The 21,710-nt window shown below is 72.9% G+C and carries 13 protein-coding genes; 12 read left to right on the plus strand and 1 reads right to left on the minus strand.

Annotated features, from left to right (window positions below; genetic code table 11):
- Positions 1-14: 14 nt before the first annotated feature.
- On the minus strand, positions 15-1,079 hold the full coding sequence (locus FKD65_RS39390) for a LacI family DNA-binding transcriptional regulator (RefSeq protein WP_240809832.1): 1,065 nt from the start codon (positions 1,077-1,079) through the stop codon (positions 15-17).
- Between the two features lie 298 nt (positions 1,080-1,377).
- Between FKD65_RS39390 and FKD65_RS39395 the strand changes: the two genes are divergently transcribed.
- From FKD65_RS39395 to FKD65_RS39445, 12 genes are all read left to right on the plus strand, one after another.
- Positions 1,378-2,916: a sugar ABC transporter ATP-binding protein gene (locus FKD65_RS39395; RefSeq protein ID WP_141584532.1), complete on the plus strand. Its 1,539-nt coding sequence runs from the start codon at positions 1,378-1,380 to the stop codon at positions 2,914-2,916.
- A 4-nt stretch (positions 2,917-2,920) separates the two neighbouring features.
- On the plus strand, positions 2,921-4,054 hold the full coding sequence (locus FKD65_RS39400; RefSeq protein ID WP_141584534.1) for an ABC transporter permease: 1,134 nt from the start codon (positions 2,921-2,923) through the stop codon (positions 4,052-4,054).
- Positions 4,051-5,040, plus strand: a complete 990-nt coding sequence (locus tag FKD65_RS39405) for an ABC transporter permease (RefSeq protein ID WP_141584536.1) — start codon at positions 4,051-4,053, stop codon at positions 5,038-5,040. The genes FKD65_RS39400 and FKD65_RS39405 overlap by 4 nt, the downstream gene beginning before the upstream one ends.
- Positions 5,041-5,121: 81 nt before the next feature.
- Positions 5,122-6,207, plus strand: a complete 1,086-nt coding sequence (gene rhaS / locus FKD65_RS39410) for a rhamnose ABC transporter substrate-binding protein (RefSeq protein ID WP_141584539.1) — start codon at positions 5,122-5,124, stop codon at positions 6,205-6,207.
- A gap of 58 nt (positions 6,208-6,265) precedes the next feature.
- Positions 6,266-6,595, plus strand: a complete 330-nt coding sequence (locus tag FKD65_RS39415; RefSeq protein ID WP_141584541.1) for an L-rhamnose mutarotase — start codon at positions 6,266-6,268, stop codon at positions 6,593-6,595.
- A 28-nt stretch (positions 6,596-6,623) separates the two neighbouring features.
- On the plus strand, positions 6,624-7,838 hold the full coding sequence (rhaI, locus tag FKD65_RS39420) for an L-rhamnose isomerase (RefSeq protein ID WP_141584543.1): 1,215 nt from the start codon (positions 6,624-6,626) through the stop codon (positions 7,836-7,838).
- Between the two features lie 2 nt (positions 7,839-7,840).
- Positions 7,841-11,113, plus strand: a complete 3,273-nt coding sequence (locus FKD65_RS39425; protein WP_141584546.1) for a family 78 glycoside hydrolase catalytic domain — start codon at positions 7,841-7,843, stop codon at positions 11,111-11,113.
- 46 nt (positions 11,114-11,159) lie between these two features.
- Entirely contained in the window at positions 11,160-13,211 is a 2,052-nt protein-coding gene (locus FKD65_RS39430) for a bifunctional aldolase/short-chain dehydrogenase (RefSeq protein WP_141584548.1), read from the plus strand.
- 307 nt (positions 13,212-13,518) lie between these two features.
- Positions 13,519-14,931 (plus strand): L-fucose/L-arabinose isomerase family protein, encoded by a 1,413-nt coding sequence (locus FKD65_RS39435; protein ID WP_141584550.1) that lies wholly within the window; start codon positions 13,519-13,521, stop codon positions 14,929-14,931.
- A 65-nt stretch (positions 14,932-14,996) separates the two neighbouring features.
- Positions 14,997-15,155 carry a hypothetical protein gene (locus FKD65_RS44635; RefSeq protein ID WP_168221325.1) on the plus strand — a complete coding sequence of 53 codons (159 nt, stop codon included), beginning with the start codon at positions 14,997-14,999 and terminating at the stop codon, positions 15,153-15,155.
- Positions 15,152-18,874, plus strand: a complete 3,723-nt coding sequence (locus tag FKD65_RS39440) for a glycosyl hydrolase (RefSeq protein ID WP_141584552.1) — start codon at positions 15,152-15,154, stop codon at positions 18,872-18,874. The genes FKD65_RS44635 and FKD65_RS39440 overlap by 4 nt, the downstream gene beginning before the upstream one ends.
- A 90-nt stretch (positions 18,875-18,964) precedes the next feature.
- Positions 18,965-21,700, plus strand: coding sequence for a family 78 glycoside hydrolase catalytic domain (locus FKD65_RS39445; protein WP_168221326.1), 2,736 nt, complete (start codon positions 18,965-18,967; stop codon positions 21,698-21,700).
- Positions 21,701-21,710 lie beyond the last annotated feature (10 nt).

A 21,710-nucleotide genomic window follows, 5' to 3' on the forward strand; every position in this document is an offset into this window, starting at 1 on the left:
CCGGTTCGCTTCGCTCATTTGAGGTCCCCCAGGACCGACCGGCTGGACTCCCGCACCACCAGCTCGGGCTGGAACATGACCTGCTGGTGGGCGTGCCCGGCCGACCCGTCGCACTCCTCCAGCAGCAGCTCGGTCGCGATCCGGCCGAGCTGGTAGGTCGGCTGCCGCACCGAGCTCAGCGGGACGGCGGCGGCGGCCGAGAACTCGATGTCGTCGTACCCGATCAGCGCGACGTCTCCCGGCACCTTGACCCCGGCCTGGAGCAGGACGCGCAGCACTCCGAGCGCGAGCAGGTCGTTCGCGCAGAAGATCGCGTCGGGCAGCGGGGAGCCGGCCTCCAGCAGCCGCCGGGCCGCCTCCTGCCCGGACCGCGCGTTCATCGCCCCGACGGCGACCTCGCGCATGGCGTCGCGGCCGAGCCCGGCCGCGCGCAGCGCCCGCAGCGCCCCGGTGCGGCGGTCGGCGCACTGGCGCAGCACCGTCGGGCCGGTGACGAACGCCAGCGTGCGGGCACCCGCGTCCAGCAGTTCGGCGGCGGCGAGCTCGCCGCCCGCGACGTCGTCGACGGCGACCGAGCACTGGTTGGCGCGCGGCGTCGGGTGGTCGAGCAGCACCACCGGGACGCCGCGCTCGCGCAGCCGGTCGGCGGCCTCGCCGTCGTCGCCGACCGGGGTCAGCAGGACGCCCCGGACGCGCTGCTCGGCGAACACCCGCAGGTTGCGCAGCTCGCGCTCGTCCGACTCGCCGGAGGAGGACAGGATCACCGCGTAGCCGCGCTCGCTGGCGATGTCCTCCACGCCGCGCGCCACGTCGGTGAAGAACGGGTTGGCGAGGTCGAGGACCATCAGCCCGATCGTGCTGCTGTGCCCGGCGCGCAGGGTGGACGCCGACCCGTTGCGCACGAAGCCGAGGGCGCGGATCGCCTCCTCGACGCGGACCCGGGTCGCCTCGGCGACCCGCTCGGGCCGGTTGAGCACGTTGGACACGGTGCCCGGAGACACCCCGGCCTGGGCCGCGACCTGCTTGATCCCGACCGTGCGGCCCGGCGGCGCGGAGCGGCCGGTGTCGTCTGCGCCCAATCTGTGTGCCCCCGAGTCGTCCGTGGTGTGTCGCCGCTCACTGTGAATCATCTGATTAAAACGTGTCAACCCAGGACGGGGAACCGGGACCGCGAAACCCGGTCGGCCGGTCCCGGCCGGATCGACTTCGAAACCTTTCCGGCCCTTGCAGGCACGGGCTTCTCGCCACGTCGGCAGGGGATCGCCGGGATTTGACCCCTTGACGCGTGCTCCGGGTCACATCTAGCGTCCTCCGCAACATCCCGTTAAAACGTTTTTCATCTGTACGTCACAGACGTCCCCCGCGAGGAGGGCCGCGATGGGTGCACCGGGCCGGTCGGCGCCGCCGACATTGGCACTGGTCAACGTGAGTAAGTCGTTCGGTGCGGTACGCGCCCTCCAGGGGGTCACCCTGGAGCTCCACGCGGGCGAGGTCCACGCCCTGGCGGGAGAGAACGGCGCCGGCAAGTCCACGGTCGTAAAAACGTTCGCAGGCGTGCACCGCCCCGACGCGGGCGAGGTGCGGGTGGACGGCGAGCCGGTGGTCTTCCACGGCCCCGCCGACGCGCAGGCCGCCGGCGTCGCGGTCATCTACCAGGAGCCGACGCTGTTCCCCGACCTGTCGGTCGCAGAGAACATCTTCATGGGCCGCCAGCCGCGCGGCGCGCTCGGCCGCATCGACCGCCGCGCCATGCACGCCGAGACGGCGCGGCTGTTCGAGCGGCTCGGCGTCGCGCTGGACCCGCAGCAGCCCGCCCGCGGCCTGTCGATCGCCGACCAGCAGGTCGTCGAGATCGCCAAGGCCATCTCCCGGGACGCGCGGGTGCTCATCATGGACGAGCCGACCGCGGCGCTCACCGGCCAGGAGGTCGCCCGCCTGTTCGCCGTCACCCGCAGCCTCCAGGAGCACGGCTGCGCGGTGCTGTTCATCTCGCACCGGCTGGAGGAGATCTTCGAGATCTGCCGCCGGGTGACGACGCTGCGCGACGGCTCCTACGTCGGCACCGACATGGTCGCCGACATCACCCCCGACGACCTCGTCCGCCGGATGGTCGGCCGCGACCTCGACGCGCTCTACCCCAAGCAGGACGTGGCGCCGGGCGAGACCGCGCTGAAGGTGCGGCGGCTGACCCGCGAGGGCGCCTTCACCGACATCTCCTTCGAGGTCCGCCGCGGCGAGATCGTCGCGCTGGCGGGGCTGGTCGGCGCCGGCCGCAGCGAGGTCGCCCGCGCGGTGTTCGGCGTGGACCGCTGGGACGCCGGTTCCGTCGAGGTCGGCGGCCGCGAGCTCCCGGCGGGCAGCCCCACGGCCGCGATGTCGGCCGGGCTCGCGCTCGTCCCCGAGGACCGCCGCCAGCAGGGCCTGGTCATGGACATGTCGATCGAGCGCAACATGGGCCTGACCCAGCTGCGGACGCTGCGCCGCGAGACCGGCCGCGGGGGCCTGATCTCCCGGAAGGTGGAGCGCAGCCGCGCCGCCGACTGGGGCCTGCGCCTCCAGCTGAAGTACTCCCGGCTCACCGACGCCGTCGGCGTCCTGTCGGGCGGCAACCAGCAGAAGGTCGTGCTCGCCAAGTGGCTGGCCACCGAGCCGGCCGTCCTGATCGTGGACGAGCCCACCCGCGGCATCGACGTCGGCACCAAGGCCGAGGTGCACCGGCTGCTGTCGGAGCTCGCCGCGCAGGACCTGGCGGTGCTGATGATCTCCTCCGACCTGCCCGAGGTGCTCGGCATGGCCGACCGGATCCTCGTGATGCACGAGGGGCGGCTGACCGCCGAGATCGCCCGCGCCGACGCGACCGAGGAAAGCGTGATGGCCGCCGCGACCGGCCGCCCCGGCACCGGAAAGGCGGCCTGACCCCATGACCGTCCTCACCCAGTCACCGGCCAGGCCGGAGTCGGGCGGCCCGCCGGGCGGCGGGCGGCGCCTGGTCGAGATGGTGCTGCGCGCCCGCGAGCTGAGCATCCTCGGAGCGCTGGTCCTGCTCGTCCTCGGCACGACGATCGCCAACCCGCGGTTCATGTCCGGCCAGGGCCTCAAGGACATCTTCCTCAACGCCTCGATCCTGGTCCTGCTCGCCGTCGGGCAGAGCATGGTCGTCGTCACCCGCAACATCGACCTGTCGGTCGGGTCCGTCGTCGGGCTCGTCGCCTTCACCGCCGGGAAGTACGCCTCCGGCGGGGACCGCAACGTCGTGCTGGTCGTGCTGGTCGGCGTCGGGATCGGCCTGCTGTGCGGACTGGTGAACGGGCTGCTGGTCAGCTTCTGCCGCGTCCCCGCCCTCGTCGTCACCCTCGGCACCCTGTACGTGATCCAGGGGCTGGACTACCGCATCGCGCACGGCCAGCAGATCGGCGCCGCCGACCTGCCGGCCTCGCTGCTGAGCCTCGGCAACGACGGCATCCTCGGCATCCCGTACCTGCCGATCATCACGGTCCTGGTGATGCTGGCGGTCGGCTACTACCTGCGCTCCTACTCCTCGGGCCGCGAGTACTACGCCATCGGGTCGAGCCCGGAGGCCGCGATGCTCGCCGGCGTGCCGATCCGCCGCCGCGTCCTCACCGCCTACCTCGTCAGCGGCGCCCTCGCCGGCCTCGCCGGGGTGCTGTGGCTCGCCCGGTTCGGCACCGTCGTCGCCGACGCGGCGAACGGCTGGGAGCTGAAGGTCGTCAGCGCCGTCGTCGTCGGCGGCGTCGCCATCACCGGCGGCGTCGGCACCGTCTACGGGGCGGCGCTCGGCGCGCTGCTGCTCACCACCATCGGCAGCGTGCTGGTGGTGCTCAAGGTCAACTCGTTCTGGCAGGACGCGATCACCGGCGTCCTGCTCCTGCTGGCCATCAGCGTCGACCGGCTGCTGGCGCTGCGCGTCACCCGCGCGCTGAAACAGCGGTCGCTGGCCTCCGCCGCGCACCGCGCCACCGCCCCGGAGGGCGCCGCCCCGAAGAACGGCGCCCGCAAGAACGGCGCCCGCAAGAACAGGGAGGGACGGCCATGAGCCGCCTGATGCGGTGGGAGACCGCCGTCACCGCGCTGCTGGTCGTGGTCTTCGCGAGCGGCGCCGGGTTCTCGCCCGACTTCGCCAACAACGACAACCTGTCGTTCGCGCTGGACGACCTCAGCGAGATCGCGCTGATCGCGCTGCCGATGACGCTGCTGGTCGTGTGCGGGCAGGTGGACCTGTCGGTCGCCTCCATCCTCGGGCTGTGCAGCGCCCTCACCGGCAAGCTGTGGGACGGCGGCATGGCCATCGAGACGATCATCCCGCTGGTGCTCGTCGTCGGGCTCGTGTGCGGGCTGGTGAACGGCCTGCTCGTCACCCGCCTCGGGCTGCCGTCCCTCGCGGTGACCATCGGCACGCTGACCCTCTACCGGGGCCTGGCGTACGTGACGCTCGGCACGGGGGCGATCTCGGAGTTCCCCACCGTCTACACCGACCTCGCGACCTCCTCCATCCCGGGCACACCGATCCCGTACCCGGTCGCGCTGTTCATCGTGCTCGCCGCCGTCACCGGCGTCGTCCTGCACGCCACCGGCATCGGGCGGTCGCTGTTCGCGATCGGCGCGCAGGAGGACGCCGCCTACTTCGCCGGCATCCGGGTCAAGCGCATCAAGCTGGTCCTGTTCGCGGTGTCCGGCCTCGTCGCCGGGTTCGCCGGGATCGTCTACACGCTCCGCTACGGCAGCGCCCGCGCCGACAACGGCATCGGCCTGGAGCTCGCCGTCATCGCGGCGGTGCTGCTCGGCGGCGTCGACTTCGACGGCGGCAAGGGCACGCTCGGCGGCGTCATCGCGGCCGTGCTGCTCATCGGCCTGCTCCGCAACCTGCTGATGCTCAACGACGTGTCCACCGAGGTCCAGTCCATCGTCACCGGACTGCTGCTCATCATCAGCGTCCTCACGCCGCGGCTGATCGCCGTGGCGCGCGAGGCCCGAGGCCGGCGGCGGGGCGCGAGACCCGCGGTCCCCGCCGCCGCACCCTGACGCCCTGACCACCGCACGCCCCGGCCCCCCGCCGCACGCCCACCCACCCCAGCACGACACGGAACCCTGAAAGGCATCCTGATGACCATTCGTTTGCGCGCCCCGCGCCGGCTGGCGGCCGCCGCCATGGCGAGCGCCCTGGCCCTCAGCCTGGCCGCCTGCGGCGGGACCACCAAGGACTCCGATTCCGGCTCGGGGGAGGCCAAGGCCGGGGGCAAGGCGTCCGCCGACCCGAACGCGCCGCTGAAGAAGGGCCTGAAGCTGGCGTTCCTGCCCAAGCAGGTCAACAACCCCTACGAGACGATCGTCGACAACGCCGGCATCGCGGCGGCCAAGGAGTTCGGCGGCGAGGCCAAGGAGGTCGGCCCGTCCGACGCGTCCGCGTCCTCGCAGGTCTCCTACATCAACACGCTGATCCAGCAGCGGCACGACGCGATCCTCATCGCCGCCAACGACGAGAACGCGGTGTGCGGCCCGCTCAAGCAGGCGATGTCCAAGAACATCAAGATCGTCGCCTACGACTCCGACACCAACCCCGACTGCCGGGACGTGTTCATCAACCAGGCCAGCTCCGAGGAGATCGGCCGCAGCGAGGTGAAGCTGCTGTCCGAGCAGATCGGCGGCGAGGGCGAGATCGCGATCCTGTCGGCGACCGCGAACGCCACGAACCAGAACACCTGGATCAAGTTCATGCAGGACGAGCTGAAGAAGCCCGAGTACTCGAAGATGAAGCTCGTCAAGGTCGCCTACGGCGACGACGACGACCAGAAGTCGTTCCAGCAGACCCAGGGCCTGCTCCAGGCGTACCCGAACCTGAAGGGCATCATCTCGCCCACCACGGTCGGCATCGCCGCGGCCGCGCGCTACATCTCCGGCTCCAAGTACAAGGGCAAGGTCGCGCTGACCGGCCTCGGCACCCCCGACCAGATGCGCAAGTTCGTCAAGGACGGCACGGTCAAGGGCTTCGAGCTCTGGGACCCGAAGAACCTCGGCTACCTCGCCGCGTACGCGGCGGCGGCGCTGTCGTCCGGCCAGATCACCGGCGCTGAGGGCGAGAAGTTCAAGGCGGGCAAGCTCGGCGAGCGCTCGATCGGCGCCAACGGCGAGGTGATCCTCGGCCCGCCGACGGTGTTCGACGCCAAGAACATCGACCAGTACCACTTCTGATTCTGAGCGACGCGAACCGGGGGGCGGGGGGCTTCGCCCTCCACGAGGAGACGCCCCTATGTCCGGACGCACGAAGCGCGTCTGCTTCCTGCTGAAGGTCAGGCAGGACCGCCTGGAGGAGTACAAGCTGCGCCACCAGGCGGTCTGGCCCGACATGCTCAACGCCCTGCGCGACACCGGCTGGCACAACTACTCGCTGTTCCTGCGCGAGGACGGCCTCCTCGTCGGCTACCTGGAGACCGACGACTTCGAGGCCGCCCAGGAGGCGATGGCCCGCACCGAGGTGAACGCGCGGTGGCAGGCGGAGATGGCGCAGTTTTTCGAGGACCTCGACGGCCGCCCCGACGAGGGGATGCGGCCGCTCACCGAGGTCTTCCACCTGGACTAGCCGGTGACCGGATAGGAGAGAGGCAACCGTGAACGACACCAGCGCGGTGAAGGACGCCCTGCGCCGCCAGCAGATCGAGACTCCCTCGTGGGCGTACGGGAACTCGGGGACCCGGTTCAAGGTCTTCGCCCAGCGGGGCGTGCCGCGCACCCCGCAGGAGAAGATCGACGACGCCGCGCAGGTGCACCGGTTCACCGGCGTCGCGCCCAGCGTGGCGGTCCACATCCCCTGGGACCGGGTCGACGACTACGCCGCGCTGGCCGCCCACGCCAAGGAGCGGGGCGTGCGGATCGGGGCGGTGAACACCAACGTCTTCCAGGACGACGACTACATGCTCGGCAGCGTCACCAACCCCGACCCCGCCGTCCGCCGCAAGGCCCTCGACCACCTGCTCGAGGCGGTCGACATCATGGACCAGACCGGCTCGCGCGACCTGAAGCTGTGGTTCTCCGACGGCACGAACTACCCGGGCCAGGACGACATCCGCACCCGGCAGGACCGGATGGCCGAGGCCCTCGCCGCCGTCTACGAGCGGCTCGGCGACGACCAGCGGTTCCTGCTGGAGTACAAGCTGTTCGAGCCCGCGTTCTACATGACCGACCTGCCGGACTGGGGCGCCTCCTACGCGCACTGCCTGAAGCTCGGCCCGAAGGCGCAGGTCGTGGTCGACACCGGCCACCACGCGCCCGGCACCAACATCGAGTTCATCGTCGCGTTCCTGCTGCGCGAGGGGAAGCTCGGCGGGTTCGACTTCAACTCCCGCTTCTATGCCGACGACGACCTCATGGTGGGCGCCGCCGACCCGTTCCAGCTGTTCCGCATCATGTACGAGGTGGTGCGCGGCGGCGGCTACGACGCGTATGCCGGTGGGGGGACGCCCCCCCACACCCCCCGGGAGAAGAGCGGGGGAGCGGGCGTCGCGTTCATGCTCGACCAGTGCCACAACATCGAGCCGAAGATCCAGGGCCAGATCCGCTCGGTGATGAACGTCCAGGAGGCCACCGCCAAGGCCCTGCTGGTGGACGCCGGCGCGCTGCGCTCGGCGCAGGAGTCCGGTGACGTCCTGGAGGCGAACGCCGTGTTCATGGACGCCTACAACACCGACGTCCGGCCGCTGCTCGCCGAGCTGCGCGAGGAGATGGGCCTGCACCCGGACCCGGTCGCCGCCTACAAGGCGTCCGGCTACTACGAGCGGATCGCCGAGGAGCGCAAGGACGGCCAGGCGGCCGGCTGGGGGGCCTGAGCATGACCGCCGCGCCTGCCCCGCCGACCGGCAGATCCCGTACCGCGCCGCGCCGTCCCGTCGTGATCGCCGCCGTCGCGGGGCTCGTCCTGGCCGCGGCCGTCCCCGCGCACGCGCTGGAGGCCGCCGCCCTGAGCGTCGGCGGCCTGGAGACCGAGCACGCCACGACCCCGAACGCCGTCGCGTCCGCCAAGCCGCGCTTCGGGTGGGTGCTGAGCGCGCGCGAGCGCGGCCAGCGACAGACCGCCTACCGCGTCTCCGTCGCCACCGCCGACGGGGGACGCGCCGTCTGGGACTCCGGCGCGGTCGGCTCGGCGCGCGGCTACGACGTCCGCTACGGCGGCCCGGCCCTCGCGCCCGCCACCCGCTACACCTGGCGGGTCAAGGTCGCCGACGCCCGCGGCCGCTGGACGCGCTGGAGCGCCGCGACCTGGTTCGAGACCGCGCTCGGCGCGGACGGCTGGCGCGGCTCGTGGATCGGCGCCCCCGAGAGCGTCGCGTCCACGCCCGACCTGCGGGGCACCAGCTGGATCTGGTACCCCGAGGGCGACCCCAAGACGGAGGCGCCCGCCGGCTCGCGCTACCTGCGCGGCGCGTTCGACCTGGCCGCGGTGCCGCAGGGCGCCCGCCTGGTCATGACGGCCGACGACGGGTTCACGGCCTGGGTGAACGGCGCCGAGGCCGGCGGGCGCGACGCCGACCCGGCGGTGGAGAACTGGCGGCGCCCCATCGTCGTCGACGTCACCGCCCACCTGCGGGCGGGCCGCAACGTCGTCGCCGTCAAGGCGACCAACGGCAAGGCCAGCCCCGCCGGGCTCCTCGGGCGCCTCGAACTGCCCGGCCAGGACCCGAAGCAGTTCGACACCGGCGCGGCCTGGCGGGCCGCGAACGAGGAGCCGGCCGGAGACTGGAGGGCCCCCGGCTACGACGACGCGGCCTGGCCGCAGGCGAAGGTGCTGGCGGCCTGGGGCGGCGCCCCCTGGGGCGAGGTGAAACCGGAGAAGCCCACGCTCCCCGAGCCGCTCCTGCGCCGCGACTTCACCGTCACCGGCAAGAAGATCGCCAAGGCGCGGCTGTACGCGGCGGCGGGCGGCTACGTCGAGCTGAGCCTGAACGGCAGGCGCGTCGGCGACGAGGTCCTGCAGCCCGGGTTCGTCCGCTACGACAAGCGCGTCGAGTACGTCACCCGCGACGTGACCCGCATGCTGCGGCACGGCGGCAACGTGATCGGGGCGCGGCTCGGCCGCGGCTTCTACGGGATGACCCAGCAGAACGTCTGGAACTGGCACGCCGCCCCGTGGACCGCCGAGCCCCGGCTGCTGGCCCAGCTCGTCGTCACCTACGACGACGGCAGCACCCAGACGGTCGCGACCGACGGGAAGTGGCGCTACGCCGAGGGACCCGTCCGCTACGACTCCCTCTACGGCGGCGAGACCTACGACGCCCGCGAGGACAAGCCCGGCTGGGACCGGCCCGGGTTCGACGCCTCCGCCTGGAAGCAGGCGGCGACCGTGCAGGCCCCGGCCGCCACCGTGGTGCCCGAGGAGCACGAGCCCATCAAGGTCGCCCGCACCCTGCGGCCCGTCGCGGTCACCAACCCCAGGCCCGGCGTCTACGTCTTCAAGATGCCCCACAACACCGCCGGGTGGGCCCGCATCAGGACCAGCGGCCCGAAGGGCGCGACCGTCAGCCTGAAGTACGGCGAGCGCCTCAACGCCGACGGCACCGTCACGTCCTCGAACGGCCTGGTCACCGGGCGCTTCCAGACCGACGAGTACGTCCTGGCCGGGCGCGGGACCACCGAGACGTGGGAGGCCCGCTACAGCTACAAGGGCTTCCAGTACGTCCAGGTGACCGGCTGGCCGGGGGAGCCGCCCACCGCGGGCGACCTCGACGGCCGCGAGGTGCACAGCGACCTGCGCTCGGACGGCTCGTTCCGCAGCTCGAACGACCTGTTCAACACGCTGGAGACCATCACCCGGCAGACCGTCGTCAACAACTGGCACGGGATCCCGACCGACACCCCGATGTACGAGAAGAACGGGTGGACCGGCGACGCCCAGCTCATGGCCGAGATGGAGATGGGCCGGTACGACCTGCGCAGGCTGTTCGCCAAGTGGATGACCGACCACCGCGACAGCCAGGGCCCGGACGGGCTCGTCCCCGCGATCGTCCCCGACAACGGGTGGGGCCTCGGCGACGGATGGCCGTCACCGCCCTGGCAGGCCTCGTTCACCGTCATCCCGTGGCAGATGTACCAGCGGTACGGCGACCGTGACGTCCTGTCGGACAACTACCCGGCCATGCGCCGCTACCTGGACGGCTGGCTCACCCGCGCCGACGGCGAGGGGCTCTACCCCAGCCAGCTGAACGACTACCTGGCCCCCGGGTACGGCGGCAACACCCCCGAGGACAGGCGGCTGCACGGCACCGCCTACACCTACTCGAACGCGCTGATCATCGCCGACGTCGCGGAGGTGCTCGGCCACGGTGACGACGCCGCCCGCTACCGGGCCGCGGCCGCCCGCGCCAAGGACGCGTTCAACACGGCGTTCCTGCGCGGCGACGCCTACGTCACCAAGTCCGACCCCGGCTACCGGCAGACCAACGCGCTGATCGCCCTGGCCCTCGGCCTCGCGCCGCAGGAGTCGCAGAAGGCCGTCACCGACCGGCTCGTCCGGGACGTGCGGGACCGCGGCGACCACCTCAACACCGGCGCCCTCGGCACCAAGTACCTGCTGACCGAGCTGACCGCGCGCGGCCACGGCGACCTGGCCTACAAGGTCGCCGACCAGCGCACCTACCCCAGCTGGGGCTACTGGGTCGACAACGGCGCGACCACCCTGTGGGAGCGCTGGGACCTGGAGTCCCGGTCCCGCGACCACGTGTTCCTCGGCGGGGCCATCGGAGAGTGGTTCACCGAGGACCTCGCCGGGATCGCGCCCGCCGCGCCAGGGTTCGACCGCGTCAGGGTCGCGCCGCAGCCGGTCGGGGACCTGACCTCGGTGAACGCGTCCACGCCCACCCCGCACGGCCCGGTCACGGTCCGCTGGACGAAGTCCGGTTCCGGGTTCGACCTGCGGGTGAGCGTCCCCGTCGGCGCCACCGCCGAGATCGAGGTGCCCGCCGCGGCCGCGGACCGGGTGACCGAGAGCGGGAGGCCGCTGACCGCCGCCGAGGGCGTGCGCGTCCTCGGCACCGGGCAGGGCGCCAACGGCGACGTCGTCCGGGTGGAGGCCGCGTCCGGCACCTACGACTTCCACGCACGCACATGAAGCCCCGCACAAGCACGAGGCCGTACACGCACATGAGGAGACTCCGATGACCGCCACTCCACCCGAGGTGGAGCAGCTGCTGGAACGCGCCAACACCCTCGGCTCGGACCCGCGCAACACCAACTACGCCGGCGGCAACGCGTCCGCGAAGGGCACGGTCACCGACCCCGTGACGGCCCGAGACGTCGAGCTGATGTGGGTGAAGGGCTCGGGCGGCGACCTCGGCACCCTCACCGAGAAGGGCCTGGCCGTCCTGCGGCTGGACCGGATGCGCGCCCTCGTGGACGTCTACCCGGGCGTCGAGCGCGAGGACGAGATGGTCGCCGCGTTCGACTACTGCCTGCACGGCAAGGGCGGCGCCGCCCCGTCCATCGACACCGCCATGCACGGCCTGGTCGAGGCCGCGCACGTCGACCACCTCCATCCCGACTCCGGCATCGCGATCGCGACCGCCGCCGACGGCGAGGAGCTGACGCGGCGGATCTTCGGGGAGCGGGTGGCGTGGGTGCCGTGGCGGCGCCCCGGCTTCCAGCTCGGCCTGGACATCGCCGAGATCAAGCGCGCCAACCCGGGCGCCGTCGGCGTGATCCTCGGCGGGCACGGCATCACCGCCTGGGGCGAGACGAGCGAGGAGTGCAAGGCCAACTCGCTCGACATCATCCGCACCGCGGAGGCCTACATCGCCGAGCACGGCAAGGCCGACCCGTTCGGCGAGGTCGTCCACCCGGCGCTGCCCGAGGACGAGCGGCACGCGCGCGCCGCCGCGCTGTTCCCGCTGATCAGGGGCCTGGCGTCCACGGACCGGCCGCAGGTCGGGCACTACACGGGCAGCGAGCCGGTCCTGGACTTCGTGTCGCGCGCCGAGCACCCCCGGCTCGCCGCGCTCGGCACGTCCTGCCCGGACCACTTCCTGCGCACCAAGGTCGCGCCGATGGTGCTGGACCTGCCGCCGGACGCCCCGCTCGACGAGGCCAAGGCGCGCCTGAAGGAGCTGCACGCCGCCTACCGCGAGGAGTACGCCGCCTACTACGACCGGCACGCCGGCCCGGACTCGCCGCCGATGCGCGGCGCGGACCCGGCGATCGTGCTGGTCCCGGGCGTCGGCATGTTCTCCTTCGGGGCGAACAAGCAGACCGCCCGGGTCGCCGGCGAGTTCTACGTCAACGCGATCAACGTGATGCGCGGCGCGGAGGCGCTGTCGTCGTACGCGCCGATCGACGAGGCGGAGAAGTTCCGCATCGAGTACTGGGAGCTGGAGGAGGCCAAGCTCCGCCGGATGCCGGCGCCGAAGCCGCTCGCCTCCCGCGTCGCGCTGGTCACCGGCGGCGGCTCCGGCATCGGCGCGGCCACCGCCCGCCGCCTGGCGGCCGAGGGCGCCTGCGTCGTCGTCGCCGACCGGGACCTCGCGGCCGCCGAGAAGGTCGCCGCCGAGATCGGCGCCACCGCGCCGCGCCCCGCCGACGCCGCCATCGCGGCGGGCGCGGACGTGACGTCGGAGGACGAGATCGCCGCGGCCGTCCGGGAGGCGGTCCTGGCGTTCGGCGGCGTCGACCTCGTCGTCAACAACGCCGGCCTGTCCATCTCCAAGCCGCTCCTGGAGACGACCACCGCCGACTGGGACCTCCAGCACGACGTCATGGCGCGCGGCTCGTTCCTGGTCTCCCGCGAGACCGCCCGGGTCATGGTCGAGCAGGGGATGGGCGGCGACATCGTCTACATCTCGTCCAAGAACGGGGTGTTCGCGGGCCCGAACAACATCGCCTACGGCGCGACCAAGGCCGACCAGGCGCACCAGGTGCGGCTGCTGGCCGCCGAGCTCGGCGAGCACGGCATCCGCGTCAACGGGGTCAACCCGGACGGGGTCGTGCGCGGCTCCGGGATCTTCGCCGGCGGGTGGGGCGCCAAGCGCGCCGCCGTCTACGGCGTCGAGGAGGAGCGGCTCGGCGAGTTCTACGCCCAGCGGACCCTGCTCAAGCGCGAGGTGCTGCCCGAGCACGTCGCCGCCGCCGTCTTCGCCCTCACCGGCGGGGACCTGACCCACACCACCGGGCTGCACATCCCCGTGGACGCCGGCGTCGCCGCCGCGTTCCTGCGCTGAGGAGGAACCGCCCCCTTGGAAAAGGCCGGCCGGCGGCCCGGACCGCGCGGCCGCGGCGCTCACCCCGCCGCGTCCGCGCCGTCCCCACCCGGGCCGCCGGCCGTCCCTGCCGGGCCCGCTCGACCAAGTGAACCCGAAGGGACAACGATGCCGCCGGCAAAGAAGTTCGCGCGCTCCCACGTGTCCGCCGTCACCTCCCTCAACCCGGACGCCGTGCCCGGTGCGTCCGGTGCCGGCGGGCACGACTCCAGGAGAGGGGCGCCCGCGGGGCGCCGCACACTCACGGCCCGTTAGGAGAGGAAGAGCAATGGCAGACACGACAGCGCCGGTGAAGGTCGGCCTGGTGGCCGGCGGGCTCGGCGCCTACTGGCCGCAGTTCCCCGACCTGCTGCCGCAGCTGAAGCGGTCCGCCGAGCGCGTCTCGGAGCGGATGCGCGGGCTCGGCGCCGAGGTCGTCGACGTCGGGTTCATCTCCGACGCGCAGGAGGGCGCGGCCGCGGCCGAGCGGCTGCGCGCCGAGGGCTGCGACATCATCGTCGGGTTCCTGACCACCTACATGACCGCGACGATGCTGGTCCCGATCGCGCAGCGGGCGGACGCGCCCGTCCTGCTGATCAACCTCCAGCCGACCGAGTCGATGGACCACGCCACCTTCGACACCGGGCAGTGGCTCGCCTACTGCGGCGCGTGCCCGCTGCCGGAGATGGCGAACGCGTTCGCGCGCTGCGGCGTCCCGTTCCGCTCGGTGTCGGGCTACCTGGAGGACGAGCGCGCCTGGGCGAAGATCGGCCGCTGGGTGCGCGCCGCCGGGGTCCGCGCGGCGCTGCGGCGGGGCAGGCACGGGCTGATGGGCCACCTGTACCCGGGGATGCTCGACGTCTCCACCGACCTCACGCTCGTCAGCGCCAACTTCGGCGGGCACGTCGAGGTGCTGGAGTTCGACGACCTGCGGGTCCGGGTCGAGAAGGTCACCGGGGCCGAGACGGCCGCCAAGAAGGCCGAGGCCGAGAAGATCTTCGAGCTGGACGCGTCGGTCAACGACGACGACCTGGCCTGGGCGGCGCGCGTCTCGGTCGGGCTCGACCGCCTCGTCGAGGACTTCGAGCTCGACAGCCTCGCCTACTACCACCGCGGCCTGGACGGCGAGGTGCACGAGCGGCTCGGGGCCGGGATGATCCTCGGCGCGTCGCTGCTCACCGGGCGCGGCGTCCCGGCGGCGGGGGAGTACGAGCTGCGCACCTCCCTCGCGATGCTGATCGCCGACCGGCTCGGCGCGGGCGGCTCGTTCACCGAGCTCCAGGCGCTGGACTTCCGGCGCGGCCACGTCGAGATGGGCCACGACGGGCCCGCGCACCTGGCGATCAGCGCCCGCCGCCCGCTGCTGCGCGGCCTCGGCGTCTACCACGGCAAGCGCGGCTACGGCGTCTCCGTCGAGTTCGACGTCAAGCACGGCCCGGTCACCGCGATCGGGATCATCCAGCGCCGCGACGGCCGGTTCGCGCTCGCGGCGTCCGAGGGCGAGACCGTGGACGGGCCGCTGCTCCAGATCGGCAACACCACCTCCCGCGTCGACTTCGGCTGCGACCCCGGCGAGTGGACCGACGCGTGGTCGGCCACCGGCATCTCCCACCACTGGGCCCTCGGCACCGGCCACCGCGTCGCCGACCTGAAGGCCCTCGCCGACCTTCTGGAGATCGAACTGGTCCATGTGAACCCCTGACGGAACCTCACGGCGCGACGCCGCAACCCCCCACCCCCCCGCGCAGGCCCGAAGGATGTCCGGTCATGCCCGAAATACCCCCACGATGCGGTGCCGCGCGCGGCGTCGCCCTCTGCCTCCCGCTCACCGCCGTCACCGCCCCGCCCGCCCACGCCGACGCCTCCGGGCCGCGCGCCGAGGGGACCGACGGCCGCGCCACCGAGCGGGAGGACTGCTCGTCATGATCCGTTCCAAGACGCGGCTGCTGGCCGCGCCCGCCGCCGCGGTCCTGGCCCTGGCCGGGCTCGCGGTCGCCGGGACGGCCGAGGCCGCCCCGCCCTTCGGGCCGGACGTCCCGGCCCTGACCCGCGGGACCTTCGCCGACCCCCCGGCGTCCGTGCGGCCCAAGTACCGCTGGTGGCAGCCGCTCGCCCATACCGACGACGGGGAACTGGCCGACGAGCTCGAACAGATCAGGCGGGCGGGCGGCGGAGGGGCCGAGGTCGCCCCGTTCAGCGTGGAGGGCGCCGGCAACAACTCGCCGGAGTTCCTGAAGACCTACGGCTGGGGCACCCCGCTGTGGGCCCAGAAGACCCGGACGATGCTGGCGGCGGCCAAGGAGAAAGGCCTCGGTCTCGACTTCACCATCGGCCCGCGCTGGCCCGCGACCGTCCCCACCGTGAACGACGTCAACGATCCGAGCGCGCAGCAGCAGGTCGTCTTCTCCCACGAGTTCCACAAGGGTGGCACCAGCAGGTCCGGTGCGCTGCCCGCCAACTTCAACGTCGCGCCGCCCGCCGGCGCCAAGAGGACGCTCATCGCCGCGCTCGTCGCCAAGTGCTCCGACGCGGCCTGCGCCACGGCGAGCGGGCCGCGGATGCTGGACCGCGCCGGCGTCACCGACGTCACCTCGAAGGTGGACGCGCAGGGCGGCCTCACGGTCGACTTCCCCGGCGACGGCGGGAGCACCTACGCCCTGATCGCCTTCTACCAGACGCCCAGCGGGCAGTCCCTGTCCGGCTACACCGCCACCGGGACCAACTACGCCCTCGACCCGTTCAGCGAGGCGGGCGCGAAGGCCACGACGGACTTCTACGACGAGCACATCCTCACCCCGGAAGTGCGGAAGCTGCTCGCCCAGATGGGCGAGAGCGACCTGTTCGAGGACTCGCTCGAGCTGGGCACCACCCAGAAGTGGACGTCCGAGCTGGTCGACCAGTGGACGAAGCTGCGCGGCTACTCCCCGGTCGAGGTGCTCCCCGCCCTCGCCGGCGCCGGCGACCAGGGCATCACCGACCGGCCGTTCTTCGACTTCGGCGGCGGCGTCGGCGCCCGGGTCCGCACCGACTACCGGCAGACCCTCAGCGACCTCTACATCCGCAACCGGCTCGACGTGCTGCGCGAGTGGGCGCACGAGCACCGCATCAGCACCCGCATCCAGCCCTACGGCATCCCGGTGGACGTCTCGGAGGCCGCCTCGCACGTCGACGTCCCCGAGGGCGAGTCGCTGGCGTTCGGGCAGTCGGTCGGGGCGTACAGCAACGTGCAGGACTACCGGGTCGTCGCGACGGGCGCGCACGTGTCCGGGCAGCCGGTGGTCTCCGACGAGTGCTGCGCGTTCTCCGGCTCGGTGTGGGGCTCGACGGCCGGGGCCGGATCGGACGCCTCGAACCTCCAGGCGGTCTACCGGGGCCTCGCCGGCGGCGTGAACCAGGTCGTCTGGCACGGCTTCCCGTACCTGAGCCGGGGACCGGCGGGCGCCGGACCGCAGTCGGCCTGGCCCGGCATGACCTACGGCGGCAACACCTCCTACTCGGAGGCGTTCGGCGACAAGGGCGGCCCGAACTGGGCCGACTACCGCGCCGTCAACGACCACCTGGCCCGGATGCAGCTCGTGCTGCGGCAGGGCAAGCCCCGGTTCGACCTCGCGGTCTACTGGCAGGACTTCGGCATGAACGGCACCGGAACCACCGGCAGCGGGTCGAACAAGCTGATCCAGAGCTCCTCGAAGCTCGCGTCGGCCGGATACACCTACGAGTACCTCAGCCCGGCCCTGCTCCGGCGCAAGGACGCCTCCTTCTCGCACGGCACCCTGTTCGGCGACCGGTCCGCCTACCACGCGGTGCTGCTGAACGACCAGAAGACGATGCCGGTGGACGCCGCCGAGAAGCTGCTGCGCCTGGCGCGGCAGGGGCTGCCCGTCGTCGTCGCCGGGGACGCGCCGAGCGCCGTGCCCGGCCACGGCGACGACGCGCGCGAGGACGCGCGGCTGAAGTCGGTCGTCTCCGAACTCCTCCGCCAGCGCGGCGTGGTCCGGGTGGCGAGCGAGGCGGACGCGCCGGACGCGCTGCGGCGCCTGAACGTCGCACCCGCCGCGACCCCGCACGACGGCTCGGGAGCGATCCTCGACGTCCGCCGCCAGGCGGGCTCCACGAACTACTACTACCTGTACAACCAGACGAACACGACGACCGCGCAGAACGTCACCCTGACCGGCGAAGGCGTCCCCTACCGGCTGGACACCTGGACCGGCGAGATCACCCCGATCCGCGACTACACGTCCGGCCGGGGCACTGTCACCGTCCCGGTCCGGCTGGCCGGGAACGACGTCGCGGTCATCGCGGTCACGCCGCGGCACGACGGCACCTTCACCGGGCGCCCGAACGGCCCCGACAAGCCGGGCGGGCAGCGCGCGGCGGCGGTTCCGCAGCCGGTGAAGCTGGACGAGTGGTCGCTGTCGGTCGACTCCTGGGGACCCGGACCGTCCGGCAGGCCCGGCGACACCGCGCACAAGGCGCTCGGCCCGGTCACCGTGAAGGCCGGGGCGGACGGCGCGCTGCCCGCCTGGTCGGCCATCACCCCCGCCAACGGCTACCCCGTGGACCTCGCGGACGTCTCGGGCGTGGGCACCTACACCGCGCACGTCACCCTGGAAGCGGGCTGGAAGGGCATCGACCGGGCCGAACTCGACCTCGGGACACCGGTGGACACCGTCCGCGTGAACGTCAACGGGCACGACCTCCCACCGCTGAACCAGGCCGACCTGCGGCACGTCGAAGTGGGCCGGCACCTGCGGCCCGGCGCCAACACGATCACCGTGCGGGTCGCCTCCACGCTGCTCAACGCGGTCCGCGCCGCGCCGGGCACCGGAGCCGCGTCGCGGGCGCCGATGGACTACGGGTTGTTCGGCCCCGCCGTCCTCACCCCGGCCGGCGGCGACCGCCCCGTGCTGACCGTCGAGGCCCTCGAACCGGAGCTGCCCCTGGCGGACGGCGGCTACAACCGCGCGAACGTCCTGGTCACCAACGCCTCCGGGCGCGCGGCGAAAGTGACGGTCGCCGCGTCCGCCGCCGAGGGGATCAGCGCCGAGCCGGAACGCGGCCGCGTCACGGTCCCCGCCGGAGGCTCGGTGACGGTGCCCGTCGGCCTGCGGGACAAGGGCGTCGCGTCCGGCGCGAGCACCCTGAAGGTGACCGCGCGCAGCGACGCGGGGCCGTCCGCCGCCACGGCGGTGACCCTGCGGCACTCCGGCGACCTCGCCCTCAACCCGGGCGGCACTCCGTTCCCGCGGGTGGTCGCCGACGCCGGCCAGGACCGGTACCCGGCCAAGCTCGCCGTGGACGGCTCGCCGAGCACGTTCTGGGTGTCGTGGGGACGCGCCGCGGGCCAGGGGCCGACCCCCGCCGACCCGGTGCGCTACGGGGTCGACTTCGGCGCACCGGTCGAGTTCGGCTCGGTCGTCGTGGGCGGGCGGTCCAACTACGGGCCGCGCGACTACGGCGTCCAGATCTCCTCGGACGGCCGGAACTGGCGCACCGTCGCCACCGCGAAGGACACCCCGAAGGAGGGCGGGACGACGGCCTTCGCCAAGGTCAGCGCCCGCTACGTGCGCCTGGACATCACCAGGAGCTGGGACGGCATCGTCGCGAACGTGCAGATGAGCGGGTTCTCCGTGAAGCCGTAGGCCGGAAGGGCCGGGGCGCGGGACCGCCCGCCCCGGGCCCCCTCCGGCGGATGACCGAAAGCCGCAGCAACGAACTGGAGGTTGCTTCCCGTGATTCGCCAAGACGTCACGCGTTCCGCCGATCGCCGTTCCGCCCTCATCGCCGTCGCCGCCGTGACGGCGGTCGTCGCCGCGCTGCCGGGGACCGCGCAGGCCGCGGTGAAGGCCGGCCACGCGCCGCAGGCGCCGGCCGGGCTGACCGTGGGGGACCAGGCCCGCCCGCTGAGCGTGGAGGGGGCACCGCTGTTCGGCTGGACGCCCCGCGACCGCGACCCCGGGGAGGTGCAGAGCGCATACGAGATCGTCGTGCGGGACCCGTCCGGCAAGCCGGTCTGGGACAGCGGGCAGGTCCGGTCGGGGAGCCAGGAGTACGTGAGGTACGCCGGGCCGGGGCTGGCACCGGAGACTTCCTACACGTGGACGGTCCGGACCTGGGACGCTTCCGGAAAGCGCTCTCCTTGGGCGCGGCCCGCCGCGTTCGACACCGGCCTGTCCGACCGCGACTGGCAGGCCACCTGGATCCGGCGCACCACCGCGGAGGCCGACGACTACACCCTCGCGCGCAAGGACTTCACGGTCGGCGCGTCGAAGGTCGTGCGGGCCCGCGTGCACATCGCCGCCGGCCAGCAGTACGCGCTGCACCTGAACGGCGAGACCGTCGACCGCGGCCCCGCCTTCGAGTACCCCGACGACGGCTACTACAAGACCGTCGACGTCACCTCCAAGGTGAAGGCCGGGCAGGCCGCCGCGATCGGCGCGCTCTACCACTGGTACGGGTCGGGGCAGGGCCGGCCGAAGGGCGAGCCGGGCCTGCTCGTCCGGCTCGTCATCGACCACGCCGACGGGACGCGGCAGGTCGTCGCCACCGACGGCACGTGGAAGGTGGCGCGCGGCCCCTGGAAGAAGGCGCCGAAGCGCAACGGCGACGCCGGCGACTACGTCGAGGACATCGACGGGACCGCCGAGACGCCCGGCTGGGACGAGCCCGGCTTCGACGCCTCCTCCTGGCAGGCCCCGGAGGTCGTCGGCGTCCACCCCGCGTCCGGGTTCAAGCACCTGCACGGGCAGGAGACCGCGCTCACCTACCGGACCGTGCGGCCGGTGAAGGTCACGCGGCTGGACTCGGGCGCCCTGGTCGCCGACTTCGGGAAGGTGATCCCGGCCGTGCCGGTGGTGCGGTTCCGCGACGGCGTCGCCGGGCGGCACGTCGACATGCACGCCTCCTACGTGCTCAACGAAGACGGGACGGTCTCCCGCTCCAAGGACGACAACCAGGACACCGACCTCAGCTACGGCTACACCCAGCGCGACGGCGACCAGACCTTCCGGCCGCTCACCTATGTCGGTTTCCGCTACCTGGAGATCGCCCCGGACTCGGGCGCCGACGCCGACGGGATCTCCGCAGTCGTCCAGCACAACGAGGTGACCCGCGAGGGCGACCTCCGCACGTCCGACGCGGGGGTGAACGCGGCCTACGACCTGATGGCGCGGTCGGCGCTGTACGGGTCGCAGTCCCAGTTCCTCGACACCCCCACTCGCGAGAAGGGGCAGTTCCTCGGCGACTCGGTCGACACGTCGATCGCCATGATGGGCGCCTACGGGGAGCGCCGCCTGACCCGGCAGGCGATCCGCGAGTTCATCGCCTCGCAGGCGCGGTACTGGCCGGACGGGCGCCTCAACGCCGTCTACCCCAACGGCGACGGCAAGCGCGACATCCCCGACTACACCGAGATGTTCCCCGGCTGGGTCTGGGACTACTACCGCCAGTCCGGCGACGCGTCCACGCTCGCCGAGGCGTACCCGGTGATGAGCGCGGTCGCCGGGTACGTGCGCCGCTACATCGCGGAGGGGACGGGCCTGGTCACCAACCTGGAGGGCGGCTCCGGGGCCTACAGGTACGGCATCATCGACTGGCCCGCGAACATGCGCTACGGGCACGACATGGACACCGCCGCGCGCACGGTCGTCAACGTGCTCGGCGTGGACGTCCTGAACGCCACAGCCCGCGCCGCCGAGGCGCTCGGCAAGGCCGGCGACGCGGAGGCGCTGCGCAAGGACGCCGGGACGCTCACCGGCAACATCAACGCCAGGCTCCGGCGGCCGGACGGCGTCTACATCGACGGCCTGAAGAGCGACGGCGCCCAGAGCACGCACGCCTCGCAGATCGCCAACGCCTACGCGCTCGCCTACGGCGTCGCGCCGGGCGAGGGGCGGGACAAGGTCGAGTCCTACATCGCCGGGCTCGGCATGCAGATGGGGCCGATGACCGCGCACCGGCTCCTGGAGGCGCTCGGCGGGCGCCCCGCCGACGTCGTGGCCCGCCTGACCGACACGAAGGGGCCGGGCTGGGGCAACATCCTCGCCCGCGGCGGCACGTTCACCTGGGAGGCGTGGGACGCCCCCGAGACCGGGCAGAGCTTCTCCCACCCGTGGGGCGCGACGTCGCTGGTCGAGGTGCAGCGGACCCTCCTCGGCGTGACCGTGACCGCCCCGGCCTCGGCCGCCGTCCGGATCAGGCCGCCGCTCAGCGGCCTGGACCGCGCGTCCGGCACCGTCCCGCTGCAGCGCGGAGACGTCGGCGTCACGTGGAAGCGGGCCGGTCACGGCTTCTCGCTCGAAACCGACGTCCCCGTCAACGTCCGCGCCGAGATCCATATCCCCGCGCGCTCGGCAGGGGACGTGCACGTCTCCGGACCGGGCCGTGCCCGCTTCACCGGCATGAAGGACGGCTACGCCGTCTTCGAGGCCGGCTCCGGGCACCTCACCTTCCGTTCGAACCACCTCTGAGGAGCCCGGT

Origin of the sequence: Actinomadura sp. WMMA1423 (assembly GCF_006547145.1) — a bacterium.
Taxonomy (GTDB): domain Bacteria; phylum Actinomycetota; class Actinomycetes; order Streptosporangiales; family Streptosporangiaceae; genus Spirillospora.